13 protein-coding genes are annotated in these 12,933 nt (G+C 63.9%); 3 read left to right on the forward strand and 10 right to left on the reverse strand.

Annotation, left to right across the window (positions count from 1 at the left end; translation table 11 throughout):
* Positions 1-24: 24 nt before the first annotated feature.
* The 3 genes from KF689_12965 to KF689_12975 are packed head-to-tail and all read right to left on the reverse strand — an operon-like array spanning position 25 to position 2,614.
* Entirely contained in the window at positions 25-1,866 is a 1,842-nt protein-coding gene (locus KF689_12965) for a DUF2779 domain-containing protein (protein MBX3134286.1), read from the reverse strand.
* 42 nt (positions 1,867-1,908) lie between these two features.
* Positions 1,909-2,346, reverse strand: a complete 438-nt coding sequence (locus KF689_12970) for a PIN domain-containing protein (protein MBX3134287.1) — start codon at positions 2,344-2,346, stop codon at positions 1,909-1,911.
* Positions 2,333-2,614 carry a ribbon-helix-helix protein, CopG family gene (locus tag KF689_12975; GenBank protein ID MBX3134288.1) on the reverse strand — a complete coding sequence of 94 codons (282 nt, stop codon included), beginning with the start codon at positions 2,612-2,614 and terminating at the stop codon, positions 2,333-2,335. The genes KF689_12970 and KF689_12975 overlap by 14 nt, the downstream gene beginning before the upstream one ends.
* A 127-nt stretch (positions 2,615-2,741) precedes the next feature.
* Between KF689_12975 and KF689_12980 the strand changes: the two genes are divergently transcribed.
* A complete protein-coding gene (locus KF689_12980) occupies positions 2,742-3,533 on the forward strand; it encodes a hypothetical protein (protein MBX3134289.1) in 792 nt (263 codons plus the stop codon).
* A gap of 3 nt (positions 3,534-3,536) precedes the next feature.
* Here the strand turns inward: KF689_12980 and KF689_12985 are convergent, their stop codons facing one another.
* Positions 3,537-4,760 carry a DNA cytosine methyltransferase gene (locus tag KF689_12985; protein MBX3134290.1) on the reverse strand — a complete coding sequence of 408 codons (1,224 nt, stop codon included), beginning with the start codon at positions 4,758-4,760 and terminating at the stop codon, positions 3,537-3,539.
* A gap of 76 nt (positions 4,761-4,836) precedes the next feature.
* Positions 4,837-5,580 carry a hypothetical protein gene (locus KF689_12990; protein MBX3134291.1) on the reverse strand — a complete coding sequence of 248 codons (744 nt, stop codon included), beginning with the start codon at positions 5,578-5,580 and terminating at the stop codon, positions 4,837-4,839.
* A gap of 62 nt (positions 5,581-5,642) precedes the next feature.
* On the opposite strand from KF689_12990, the gene KF689_12995 reads away from it, so the two are divergent.
* On the forward strand, positions 5,643-7,091 hold the full coding sequence (locus KF689_12995; GenBank protein MBX3134292.1) for a hypothetical protein: 1,449 nt from the start codon (positions 5,643-5,645) through the stop codon (positions 7,089-7,091).
* On the opposite strand, the gene KF689_13000 is transcribed toward KF689_12995, so the two are convergent.
* The 5 genes from KF689_13000 to KF689_13020 form a co-directional block, all read right to left on the reverse strand.
* Positions 7,030-7,902 (reverse strand): nucleotidyl transferase AbiEii/AbiGii toxin family protein, encoded by an 873-nt coding sequence (locus tag KF689_13000; GenBank protein ID MBX3134293.1) that lies wholly within the window; start codon positions 7,900-7,902, stop codon positions 7,030-7,032. The two genes, KF689_12995 and KF689_13000, sit on opposite strands and share 62 nt — an antisense overlap.
* 2 nt (positions 7,903-7,904) lie before the next feature.
* On the reverse strand, positions 7,905-8,705 hold the full coding sequence (locus KF689_13005; protein MBX3134294.1) for a hypothetical protein: 801 nt from the start codon (positions 8,703-8,705) through the stop codon (positions 7,905-7,907).
* A gap of 93 nt (positions 8,706-8,798) precedes the next feature.
* Positions 8,799-9,155 carry a hypothetical protein gene (locus KF689_13010; protein MBX3134295.1) on the reverse strand — a complete coding sequence of 119 codons (357 nt, stop codon included), beginning with the start codon at positions 9,153-9,155 and terminating at the stop codon, positions 8,799-8,801.
* A 16-nt stretch (positions 9,156-9,171) separates the two neighbouring features.
* Entirely contained in the window at positions 9,172-9,765 is a 594-nt protein-coding gene (locus KF689_13015; GenBank protein ID MBX3134296.1) for a hypothetical protein, read from the reverse strand.
* A gap of 11 nt (positions 9,766-9,776) precedes the next feature.
* On the reverse strand, positions 9,777-11,213 hold the full coding sequence (locus KF689_13020) for a hypothetical protein (GenBank protein ID MBX3134297.1): 1,437 nt from the start codon (positions 11,211-11,213) through the stop codon (positions 9,777-9,779).
* A 313-nt stretch (positions 11,214-11,526) separates the two neighbouring features.
* Between KF689_13020 and KF689_13025 the strand changes: the two genes are divergently transcribed.
* A complete protein-coding gene (locus tag KF689_13025; GenBank protein ID MBX3134298.1) occupies positions 11,527-12,894 on the forward strand; it encodes a hypothetical protein in 1,368 nt (455 codons plus the stop codon).
* The last annotated feature ends 39 nt before the right edge of the window (positions 12,895-12,933 follow it).

Raw genomic sequence — 12,933 nt, forward strand, 5'->3', positions numbered from 1 at the left:
CGACGTGCCCTTGGGCGACCTGCGCTAGCGCCGCTCGCCGCGCGTGATGCGCTGCCAGTGCTCCCAGATGAGCACCATCGCGAGCGTGTCGAGCTTGCAGTACTCGCGCAGCAGCTGTGACCACTTGGCCTTGTGCTGCGGGTCGTCGCGCTCGAGGCCGTATGTCATCTCGAAGTATGCGCGGATGGCCCCCGTGCCCTCGCTCACCTCGCGCTCCTCGCCATCGATGATCTCCGCCGGCAGCGTCGCGTAGGGCCCCAGCGCCGGATCACCTTCGCGGCCCGCCAACGCGGCGAAGCGCGTGCGCAGTTCCGGCGAATGCTTCCACAGCGCGTCCAGCACCCACTTGATGGAGTTGCTGCCCTGCATCCCCGGGTGGTAGTAGTGCTTGCGGCAGACCTTGAGCAGGTCGAGCTGCCGGCCCGCGCCGTTGCCGATCGTGAGCGCCGCCGCCTGCAACCAATTCTTGAGGTCCTCGTCCGCCGAGCCCAGCGTGGCCAGCTCCTCGGCCACGCGCGAGAGCACCGACTTCTCGAACGGCGACCACACCAGCAGCGTGCCGTCGTCGCCCACCCACTCCCGCAGCGAACGCGCGAAGAGCTCGTTGGGCCAGATCGCGTCCGTGTTGAGGAACTCCGCGTGCTCCAGCGGCGCGCCCGGCGCGCGCTGCGTGTGGCAGCTCCATTGGAAGGCCAGCAGGCCGTAGGGCGTCATCCCCTTGTGATGCGGGATCGCGATGCGCGCCGCCTCGAAGTCAATGAAGTGCAGCGGATACCGCGCCTGCGCCAGCTCGTGCGCGAGCGTCTCGCTCGTCCATTCGCTCTCGGCCAGCGTCTGCACGATCTGCACCTTCTGGCGCTCGCCGAACACGCCCGTGAGCGCCGCGACGTTCTCGTGCGGGATCTCCGTGACCAGGTCCACGCCGCGCGCGATCATCGCATCGGTCAGCTCGCCGCCGCGGTACAGCTGCAGCACGTGCGGCGTCTTCTGCCCACGCTCGCCCCAGCACTCGGCGAATCCACTCGGGCTCACACCCTCCGGCACGCGGAACTCACAGTCGCGGCACTTGCGGTTGAGCTGCGGCTCGATGCGCGTGAGCTCCGGCGTAAGCGAGGCCACGAACATCTGCGCCGCGTCGCGCACTTCCGGCTCGAGCAGTTCTACTTCCTGCGAGCAATCCACCGCCACCACCAGCCGCGTCTCGCGCGCCAGCGCCGCGTCGCCGATGAACTCCGCCGTCGCCAAGTGGCCGTCGTCTCCGCGCACGATGCGGAACCACTGCGGCATCCCGTCGTGCGGCACCGGCTGGGCTTTGTCCACCAGCATCAGGTGCGCGCGGATCGGCACGTCCGGGTACAGGTCGCGCAGCAGCGCCGCCTGGAACGTCACGTCCTCCAAGTATTCGCGCCAATCGGAGAGGATGCCGTGCGGCTTCTTCGTGGAGCGAAACAGCGAGCCTGTCTTTTCCTGATTCTTCGCCTGCTTCACGAAGTCGATTGACGACGACTTCACTTCGTAGAGGTCGAAGCCCTGCGGCGTGCGCCGCAGGATGTCCACGCGCGCCTGGCGGAAGCCGTCGAACAGCGTCGCCTCGAACAGCGTGACCGGCTCGCGCTCCCCGCGCGCCAAGTGCTCGGCCGTTTCGCGGGCCGCTTCTTCGAGCGGCTTCTTGCCGTACTCCAGCGTGATCCCGTCCGGGAACATCTGCTTGGCCAGCAGCTCCACCATATAGCCGCCTTCGGCCAGCATCTGCAGGTACTCGTTGTCCTGCAGCGTGTTCGGGTACTTCAGCTCGCGGTAGTAGAGCTTGGTGGCGCAGGAGCGCGCGAGCTTGAAGTCCGACTTGGAGAGCGTGTGCCGAGTCATAGGGACAAGTTGGCACGGGGGACTGACAGGCGCGATGCTGGGCTAGGCTGGCGGGCGTGTCGGGTCAGTCCACTTGAGGCGGGGGAAGCGGGCGAAGTTGCTGTCCGCCGAGCAGAGTTCAGCCCCGTTCTCAATGGCAAGCGCCGCGAGGTGCGCATCCGGGTAGAGCTTCCCGCGGGCTCCGGCTGCGGCACTGAGCTCCGTGAGGATTCGCCAGTGGCGGGGACCCGGCTCAACCACGAGCACGTTGGGGCGCGACAGGAGCGTTGAGACGAAATGCTCTGCCTGGTCGCGCGACAGCAACGTCCGTCCTCCGATTCTGCGCGTGGTAAGGCGCAGGAATCCGACGATCGAGTGCCAGGGCAGGCCAAGGACGTCCGAATCGGCGTACGCGCGCTCCACGAAGTCGCGCACTGGGACGTGGAACTCGCTGCCTTCGTCGTTGAGGTACATCAAGACGGTGACGTCAAGAATCTTCATCGTCGCGCGGCAGGAGTCCCATAGAGCGAAGGATGCGTTGATCCTCCATCTCCCCGATAAGCTCGTTCACCTTGTTGATATCGAAGTAGCGCGCGAAGCCCACATTGAAGGTCGGGAGATCGAGTTTGCGCGGCGCGGGCGGCGCGGGCACCTCCAAGCCCCGGGCAATGACCCGCCGCAGCGCCTCCTTGAAGGAGACGCCTTCGTCGTCCGCCAGCTTGCGGACGCGCGCGAGGAGGTCGGGGCTTATGTCCACGGTCGTGCGCATAGGATGATGCTAACGCATCACGTCGATGATGTCAAAGCATCGCACGACATACATAGTCAAGTCAGCCGAGCGGGCGTGCAGCATTTACTATAGACGAACCGATTTCTGCAATCATCTACCCCTCCGAATGCCGTCCAAAGACGAAGAGCTCGTCGGCTACATCCTGTGCGAGATGCTGAACGCCGAGCAGACTGCGGCCTTCTGCAGACAGGAGGGGATCAAGGTTCCTAGCGGTAGTCGCTCGTCACAGTGCCGCGTCGTAGCAGCACAAACGAAGCTTGCTGCGCTGCACGCCTTCTGTATCGCGAACTGGGAGAGGCCGAGCGCGGCGATTCACATCGAGAATCTCAAGTCAGGCAAGCTCAACGGATTCTCGTGGCACAACCTTGCCCCGTCGCGCCTGCATCTCGGGCTGCAAGGACACGTGCGACGCGTGGCCACAGGACAGATTTCACTCGACGCCTTTCTCGCACTCGGCGCGGACGTGATCCATAAGGAGTACGTAATGGTGGCCGTCGCAGATCTCACAGAGCTCACGCTCGTCGAGAGGTGCGGCGCAACACCTCCACTGCGCGCGCGATCCGTCTCTGACGTCGTGCTCGGTGGCTACCCGTTTGACGTCAAGAACGGCTCCATCCCAAACGGTTGGACAGCCGCGTCCATCAGAAACGACCCCAAGGCCTTTGCCGCAGCGATGATTGCGGGCGCCGATTCCGAACGCCTCCGCAAGGAAGCGAACAAGGCATTCAATGCCTGGGCCAACAATCGCCTCTTTGTGAATACGGAACACGAGGAACGCTGGCTCGACGAACCCGAGGCCTGCATGAACGACCTCGCGGCAGCCGCTTCAAAGCTCACTACTCCGTTCCGGCTCACCGTAGCAGATGCGGAAGTGCTCACCCACGTGATTGTGATCTAATCGTTAGGCCGAGCGTTTGCGCTTGGCGGGTGCGGTGGCGGTAGCAAGCATTGCCTGAATCGCGGTTCCGATTGCTCGTCCTAAGAGCGGCGGCACCGCGTTGCCAATTTGCACGAGCACCTTGGACTTGGGGCCCGCAAAGCGGAAGGAATCCGGAAAGCTCTGGAGCCGTGCCAACTCACGTGGCGTGAGCACGCGGGGGTGTCGATAATGCACGAACACGCCGCCGTGATTCTCCTTGACCGTGCGGCTTGGCTCGTCTGGCGGTTGGCGATACCACGCGTCTGAGAATCCTTCGTAGACGCTCCCGCCCACCGGCGTTTGCGCAAGCCGCTCCACGAAGTCCGGCTTGTGCCGCGTGAACTCGTGGCTCCACTCCACGTTCTCAGGGGCGTCCTCAAGGTCGCCGATGGCATCTTGCGTCGTGACCCAAGGCAGGAGCGCGGCATCAAAGAGGGACGTCGCACTCGACGGCTCGCGGTGCGTTGGCTCCGGAAACACGATAGGCACGTCGAGCCGAGTACCGACGAATATCACACGCTCGCGTCGCTGCGGAACACCGTAATCGGCCGCGTTGAGCACGCGATACTCCACGCGATACCCAAGCCGCTCCAGACGCGAGACAATGCGCTCCGGAACTGACTCACGTAGCTTGGCCGCCATTCGCTGTAGCTGCGCGTACTCCGCGTTCACCTGCTGAAGGTGCTCCGCATCTGCCGCCGTGAACGGAATGCGATCCGTGTTCTTGTGTTGCTTGCGCAGCTTGCGAAGCCTGATCTGCTCCTTTTCCAGTACCTTGATGCGATCGAGCGTGGCTTGATCGGAGGCTGAGAGGTCGGTGCGATCGTGCTTCATTGAGAGCAGGCCCTTCACGTTCTCCATCACGAAGAACTTGGGGCGCAGCGCGTCGACCACGGCGACGTAGTCCTCAAAGAGATGCCCACGCTCGTCGTCCACGTCGCGCTTACCGGCTACGCTGTACGCCTGACAGGGCGGGCCGCCGACGACGACATCCACGTTTTGCGCGCGGGCGTAGGCGATAATCTCTTCCCGGAGCGCGGGTTCGGTGATGGATCCGAGAAAGAAGCGTGAGCGCGGGTGGTTCAGCCGGTGCGTCTCCGCCGCCGATGCGGCGATATCGTTGCCCGCGACGACTTCGAAGCCCGCGAGCTCGAGGCCGTAGCTCAGGCCGCCGCAGCCGGCAAATAGGTCGAGGACTCGGGGCATCGGAAGGATTGCTTAATCCAGAAAATGGTGGTAGTGGAGAGCCGAATATACGCCGAAGCACTCTGCGCCGCAACGATCATTTTAGCTCATCGAGGAGCCTGACGAGTTCCTTCATCTTGAATCGGAACTTGAAGCCGGCCCGATTCTTATGAATCTGGAACTCGCCGATGCTGATGCGACCGAGCTCGGCCGTAGGCTCGTAACGCACGGTGCAGCCCTCCTTCCACGAGGCTGGGGTCTGCGTGAAGTAGAACTCGCCTTGGTTCCAATCAACCTTCGGCAGCTTCGAGGTGCGAAAGACCCGGTATCCCGGCGTCGGCTTCAGCCAAAGCCAAAGCAGGTAGTCGCACGTAAGGAGGGCATCTAAGTACCGGGTCATCTTCGCGACAATTCGCTCCTGCGCCACTCTACGAAATGCTTGTGGAAGAACGTGGCCGGCTTGGTTGAGGTCAGCAGGTTGGTAGAGCTCTGCGAACTCTTTGGCGTAGGTCTTCGCCCCCGGTTGGCCAATTCCTGGCGGGCACACCTTTCCACTGACCCTCGACTCGTTTGTCTTGACCGAGAGCGTCTTTCCTCCCGCAAGTTTAAAGTCGAAAGGATTCTTGCCCTGTCTGCCAGCGGCACTAAGCTCGGAACCGACGTGACGCGCAACTGCTGGTAGCTCCACTAGTGCCAGTGTGACGATAGGGGAGACCGCTCGAACAAGCCTGCTGTCAATTCTACGTTCCAGTCCCTGCGGCTCAACGCCCGCTACGTTACAGATGGCCTTCTCGGTCGAGAGTCCCAGCACCTCTGTGTTCTTCTTCTTCGCAGCTGTCAACCTACACTCCTGAAGGTAGAATGAAGTTGGGTTGCGCCGCCCCTGCTTAAGACTCATTACCTATGCCGGAAGTCTCAACCGCCGAGCTCCTCGCCGCACTCGAAGCCGACACCACGTTCGAGGCCGGCGCCCAGTTCCTGAAGATCGCGAGCGACTACTTCCAGCGGACCCGCAGCGGCGAGGGTCCCGTGTCCACGCGGCTCGATAAGCGAGCGCTGACCGCGCGCTTCGACGAGCCCATCCCGTTGGGGATGACGCCGCTCGCGGACGTCGCCAAGCGCATCGAGACCGACGTGATGCCTGACGTGATCCAACTGATGCATCCCAAGTACATGGGCCATCAGGTGTCGGCGCCGCTGGCGGCGGCCGTGTGGACCGATGTGGTGATCAGCGCCATCAACAACTCCCAGGCCGTGTGGGAGATGAGTCCCGTGACCACCGTGATCGAGGAGCGCGTGATCGGGTGGATGTGCCAGCTCGCCGGCTACGGCCCTGGCGCCGCGGGAACGTTCACCAGCGGCGGCACCGAGGCCACGCTCACCGCGCTGCTCGCGGCGCGCGCGGCCAAGTACCCCGATGCCTGGCGCAGCGGCTGGTTCGGCAAGCAGCCGCCCGTGCTCGTGCACGGCGAGCACGCGCACTACGCCGTGCAGCGCGCGGCTGGCGTGATGGGGCTCGGGACCGACAACTGCATCGCGGTGGGGAGCACGCCCGAGTTCAAGATGGATCCGGCCAAGCTGGCCGTGGTTTTGGAACAGCTACACCGCGAGGGGCGCGATGTGCTCGCCGTGGTCGCGACCGCGGGGTGCACTGCTGTCGGGGCGTTTGATGACCTGGAGGCGATCGCGGATCTCTGCGACCGCTATGGGCACTGGCTGCACGTGGACGGCGCGCACGGGGCGTCGGCGCTGCTCAGCGAGAAGCACAAGTGGCGGGTAAAGGGGATCCACCGGGCGCGGTCGCTGGCGTGGGATCCGCACAAGATGATGTTGATGCCGCTGAGCGCGGGGGTGGTGTTGGTGCGGTCTGGTAAGGACTTGGAACGCGCGTTTGCTCAGTCGGCGCCGTATCTGTTTCATGGGGCGGACTCGGAGGTCGAGCTGAGTCCGGATTTGGGGAAGCGGAGTTTTCAGTGTTCGCGGCGGGCGGATGCGTTGAAGGTTTGGGTGGGGTTGCAGCGGTTTGGAGTTGCAGGGATTGGCGCTATGTATACTGCGCTCTGCGATTCCGCGGCGGACTTACACGCGAAGCTGGCGGCGAGGCCGGGTATCGATCCCCTGCACGTGCCGGAGTCGAACATTCTCGCTTGGAGCGTCGCAGAGAGCGACAGCGAGACCGTGGCGCGTATCCGGCGGGACATCCGCGAGGTGGATGGTGCGTGGCTGACCAGCACGGTCATTGCTGGCACCCCCTGTCTTCGCGTGACGATGATGAACCTGCGAACGGACGCTACGGAGTCGTTAGCGTCGCGGCCACCGCGCGAACGGTCGCGACCGCGCGTTCGAGATTGAACTCCGAGAACTCGCGGTCGCGAAGCATCGGTTTCAGTTGCGCCTCGAGCTGCTGGCGCAGTTCGTTCACCCGAGCGTCCGACACGTCGACTGGACCCGTGCGCGGAGCTGCGAGCTTCTGGCGAAGCAGGGTGTGCAGATCGGCGTCCGCTGGGTCGAGCTTCCCCGAGCGCACTGCGTGATCGACGTCGAAGTAGTCGCGGATCGCCACTTCGCGGCGACACATCGCCGCGCGCAGCTTCTCGGCCATCGTCTCTCGATAGGAGAGCGCGTCCACGGGGAACGATGCGACGAGCGCGGCACCGGTCACTGGATTGCGCAGCAGCGTCGCTGCGGGGCCACGCTCGATGGGCAGCAGCGTCGGCTCGGAGAGACTGATTTCGATGCGAACGGGCTCGGCTTGGCCATCCAACAGCGACTGATATTCGAGCGCCCCGTTGTACTGCCTGGACGAGTCTGCGCCGGTGAGTTGGTCACGGACGCGGAACCCCGGCAGTGACGTCTCCGTGCGTGCGATGAGCGCCCGTGCGGTGGCGACCAGCGCACTTCGTTCGGTCCGTTTCGGCTCGCCGGACACGGAGACGGTGAAGTCCAGATCCTCGCTCAGGCGGTAGAAGCGGTCGTGGATCTTGGCGAGGCAGGTGCCACCCTTGAACGTGAGCCCTGCACTGCCGCCGGCGAGGTACTCTAGCACGACGCTGCAGAAGTAGTCCTTCTCGATCAGTCGCGGGTTGAATCCCGTCTCGCGCGCGGTGTAGCCGATGGCTTGGTACATCAGCTCAGGATCCGTCTCGTGCAGGAGCATCGGCACGCTCAGACCTCACCGTTGACGACCACACCCCAGCGGCGGCTCACCGTACCCCGCTTGGGCAGGGTCGGAATCCACGGAATCGTGCTGCTCGATGCGCTGATCGCGGACTCCAGCTTCTTAAGCTGTGCGCTGCCGACGCCGGCACGTTCGAGCAGGACGCCGACGCGGCGGATGCTGCTCACGTCGCCGTAGCGCAGGGTGCTCGCAATCAACGACGCCGTCGATACGCGGCGCTCCTCGAGCTCGCGTAGGATCCAGCGATAGCCGCGCGGCAAACTGTCGAATCGCGACCAGTCGCGTACGGCGTCCACGAGGCTCCTGACTCTCGACGAGTACAGGGCGACGTCACCATCGCGGGTCGTGACGCTTTCGGTATCGCCAAGGCGATCGCCGGCCACCTTGATGAGCGTGAGCGAGACCGCACCGATGCTCCTGTCGCCGGAGTACAGGGTGTTGTAGACGCTGGTGCGGTTCGGAATCTGCTCCGTGAAGCCGTAGCGGTTGAATGCCTTCGGTCCGCAGATCTGGTAGCGTCCGTCGCGGTCGCGCAGGAGCGTGTTGATGGCAAGCGCTTCGTTCGGCGTCCACGCGCCGCCGAGCTGCAGCTCGCGCGGCACGAGGTAGAGCCCGCGTCGTACTTGGGCGATGAGACCCGACTTTGCGAGTCGGGTGTAGAGTTCCCGCTCTTGCTTTGGCGTGATGGCCAAGGGTGCCACGAGGTCGCCCGTGCGCAGCTCACGAAGCTTGCGGAGCTGTGTCCAGGCGAAGAGTTGGCGCTCGAGGTTCCCGAGGCGGCGTTTCATCCGTGCATAATAATACTCTGTAATTGCGTGTCAAGCAATTAGAGAGTTATATTGTGCAAGGCGCGCCTCAGCTGCTGAGCTCGTGGACGCGGATCACTCCGCCACCTGCGCGTAATTGTCGCCCGTATCCGGCGGCAGCTCGTACGACAGATAATAGGAGAGCGTCCGCACCTCTCCGCCGTGCAGGTGAATTTTCACCCCGACCTCGAACATCCCCCACGTCCAGATCGTGATTCCGAACTTGTTGTCGCGATTCGCGGAGCGGCGGACGCGGCGGCGAAAGCTCGGGTCAAGCTCGTACTCCACCTCTTCGATGCGGTCCAGTTCCTCTGGCGTCGCTTCTATCCAAAGTCCGACGTGGTAGTGTTCACGCCCACCCTCGGAAGGGACCCAGAACTTGATCTGGCCATCAGCGTTCCGGATTACCTGATTTTTCACTGAGTATGGCATCTGGAGTCTCCTCGTGTCAGCTCGCGCGCACGCGCACGACGGGAATCATTCCCGGCACGCTTTGCGGAAGCGCGTCCCGGCCCTCGGACTCGGCGAGCGGCGCGGCGGCAGTCGCGCGGGCCAGGAGTACGGCGATCAGCGATTGCCGGAAGGCTTCCTCGGCAAACGCTCGGTCCGCAGGCTCTACGACGATCGGCTCGCGCATCGCCTGTAGCATCCGCGTCGACGCCTGACGAATGGGGGCATCGCCGCCGTCGAAGTCGAGCTCGCTGGCGACACTCAGGGCGTAGGATTCGAGCGTTCCCTTGACCTCCTTCAGCTCGCTCATACACTCCCAGAACTTGCGAAGCATCTCAGCAGGAGAGAACTGCTGCTGGATGGCCGCGAGGGTGGATGTGACGAGGGCCGCGCTGACGGTGACCCATTTCCAGTCCAGGCCTGCCGCGGCCGCCCCCGTGACGATGCCGAGGATCACCGTGGTCCATCTGAGCGCCGCACTCCGCCTCGCCTCGCGGTGTAGCCGCCGCTCGTAGGCCGAGAGGTGTGCTGTCGCGTCCGACCAGGTATGCTGCGCCGCAAGCAGCAGCGTCCGCTGGCGTTCCGAGATCATCTCGCCACCTCCTATCGCCTCACCGGCTTGTCAGAGAGCCACACGTAATCGCACTTGCGGTCGACGCCAATGTCGACGAGCGTCGTCGTGTTCGGGAACAGCAGTTGCGGTGTGCTTCGCCGCCTGTGCGGAGCGGACGTCGCGAGCGCGACGGCGTGCAGCTTGTCGTTCTCGTAGCGAATGCCGCCATCCACCGGCGGCACGTACACGCGCATCGTGAGCGCCACATCCTGGTCGAGGGCTTGCGCGGCGTCCTTGATGATCTTCTTGACCGCCTGCGGATCGACGAGGAACCTGCGGTACGCGGCATTGCTTCGGTTCTCGTGGCCTTCAGCCACGAGGGCCTTGTGGGCCGCCTCACCAAACCTTCGCTCCTCCGCGCTGTCTCTGGTGGACGTGCGCCAACCCGCGGAGTCTAGGCGCGAGAGCTTGACGATGCCGAAGCTGAGCGTGAAGTCGCGCACGGGAACGTCGTGATCGTCCCGTACGCGGACCAGGAACTGCTGGTATTGTGGGTACGCGACATTCTGATAGGTCCTGTCAGTGACCGCTCGTACGTCCTGCTGCAAGCGCCGAAACGAGTCTGCATCCCGTGTGCGGAGCGCGCGCAGCACCAGTTGCTCGAGTTCCGTGGGCTGCACTCGCCGCGCGTCGAACCGCGACTTGATCGTCGTGTGGTTCAGGCCCTCGAGCACTCCGAATGCGAAGTCGTGCGCGTGGGAGTGCCCGCTCCAGCGATACGGCGGCGCATCTGCGTCGTCGCCGTAGTGGGTCGGGGTCACTCGCAAGAGCACCGCGTTGAGCGGCGCGCCCGCGATGACAATCGTGCCGTCGGTTCCCGGCTTCGTGACCATTCCGGGGATTCCCTTGTACGGCTCGACGCCCGTCAGCACCGTGAGCTGAATGCCGTCGGGCGAGAAGTGGTTGGCATCGCCAAGCGTATCGCGCTCCGCAAGCTGCCACTGGTAGGGACTCGCAAGCTCCAGCCCGTCGAGCAGCGTCCGGCCCGTTTCGAGGAAGTTGCCGAACTCCCAGCGTCCTTTGACGATCGACCCGAGAAATGATTTGCCGCGGTGCGCCAGCGGCGATCCGAAGTTCGCCGGGGCGAGCATCACCAGCCGCCGGATGGGGCAGTCCGCGATGCGATTGCCGTCTCGCAAGTAGTAGCGCCAGATCCAGTGTCGGATGACCAATCCGCCCGTGGAGTGCACGATAACGTTGATCTGTCGCTTCGCCGTGCCGTCGGCACCGATGATGCCGTGCTCGATGAGGCGTTCGTGCAGCCCGTCGACGATGTCGTCGAAGGTGAGCGCGTCCTCGCGTGACTCGTACTCGCCGAAGAGGATCTCACGGACGTCGGCGATATTGTTGGCGTGCAGGAAGGCCTTGAGGTCGGTGAAGGACTTCGCCGTGTCGCTCCAGCCGTGGACGAGAATCGTCGTGGTCATGAGTGGCCTCTGGTGGCGGGTCTTGGCCACAATACCGCATCCCTTGGTCGAGGCCGCAAGTGCAGTTTTGTGCCAGGGCGGAGTGCGGCACGGTGCCGTCACCCCGTACAAGCCGAATTCGGCCGTCGTGCCCCGGGCGCTCGGTGATGCAGGCCGGTGAAGGTTGCGGAGCTCCGTTCCGAGCTGAACCTTAGTGAGGCTGCGTGGATTACCAGCACGTCGATTGCGGGTATGTCCTGCCTGCGGGTTACGATGATGAACCCGCGCAGTACCGCAGCTGACCGTCAACGACTCATCACTGCTCTCTCCTGAGATGGCGACAACCTACGCGCAGTTCGATGGTGACTCCGCATCGGAGGCTGAGGTCCTCGAGCACGCGCGGAAACTGAAGGGCAAGCGACTGCGCGATGTCATTCCGGCAAGCGGACGCGTCTCGGAATCGAAGCCCGGGGACAAGGGTGCGGTGGGGCAGCTCGTCGAGCGCGCGTTCGGCCTCCCGCGCAGCAGCGACCAACGACCTGACTTTGGTGCGGCGGGCATCGAGCTGAAGGTCGTTCCATTAAAGCGCAGCGCGAGGTCCGTTCGCTCCAAAGAGCGCACCAGCGTCACCATGATCGACTATGGTGCGTTGGTCGACGAGTCGTGGCCGACGGCCAAGGTTCGCAAGAAGCTCCAGAAGATTCTCTTTGTCTTCTGCTATCACGTCGACAAGGGTAACCCGCTCGACACGGTCATCGAAGCGACCGTGCTCTGGACGCCGCAGGCGGACCTGCTGCCTCAGCTCGAGAGTGACTGGTCCGTCGTGCAACAGAAGGTCCTCGATGGTCTCGCGCACGAGATCTCTGAGGGCGATGGGCGCGTCCTCGGCGCTGCGACGAAGGGAGCTGGCGGCGGGAGGCTCGTTGACCAGCCGCGGAACCCGGCGATTCGCGCGAAGCCTCGCGCGTGGGCGCTGAAGCCTGCGCTCACTACCTGGCTCTACGAGAAGGAGCGTGCCGGCAAGCTTCCCGTTGTCACGCTTCGTGATGCGCTCAAGCTGAAGGCGACCGAGAGCTTCGAGGATGCTGTGCTGCGGCGGCTGCAGGCGTACGAAGGAAGGACGCTCGGCCAGGTCGCAAAGCAGCTCAACGTTCCGCTCAGCAAGGCGAAATCCGGGGCGGCTGTGCTTGTCCGCCGTGCTATCGGCGTTCTCGATGACAAGGCGTCAATCGAGGAGTTCAGGGAGCGCGGCATTCAAATCAAGATCGTCCCCATCTCCCCGGCGGGTCGGCCGTATGAGGCTATGTCCTTCCCGAAGTTCAACCATATGGAAGTTTGGAAGGAGGAGTGGGAGGAAAGCGATCTGCTGCAGCAGCTCAATCGGATGTTGATTGTTCCGCTTGTCCGGAGTGCGCGGAAGACGCCTAAGGAGAAGCAGGTCTGGGGGCGCGCATTCTTCTGGTCGCCGACCGCCGATCAACTGAACGGTATCGAGTGCGAGTGGCGGGACTATTGTCGCCGCATTCAGGCGGGCGAGGCCAACCAACTTCCGGGGGCCAGCCAGACCAAGTACATCCACGTTCGACCGCATGCGCGGGACAGTCGGGACACTGAGCAGGCACCTCGGGTCGGGCAGGTGGTGAAGAAATGCTTTTGGTTGAACCAGGACTTCATCGCACACATACTAGAATCCGGCTCCTGACTTTGACTCGCGGCGCAAACAACCCCGGGGCACAACTTC

It is taken from the genome of Gemmatimonadaceae bacterium, from assembly GCA_019637355.1.
In the GTDB taxonomy this organism is placed as follows: domain Bacteria; phylum Gemmatimonadota; class Gemmatimonadetes; order Gemmatimonadales; family Gemmatimonadaceae; genus Pseudogemmatithrix.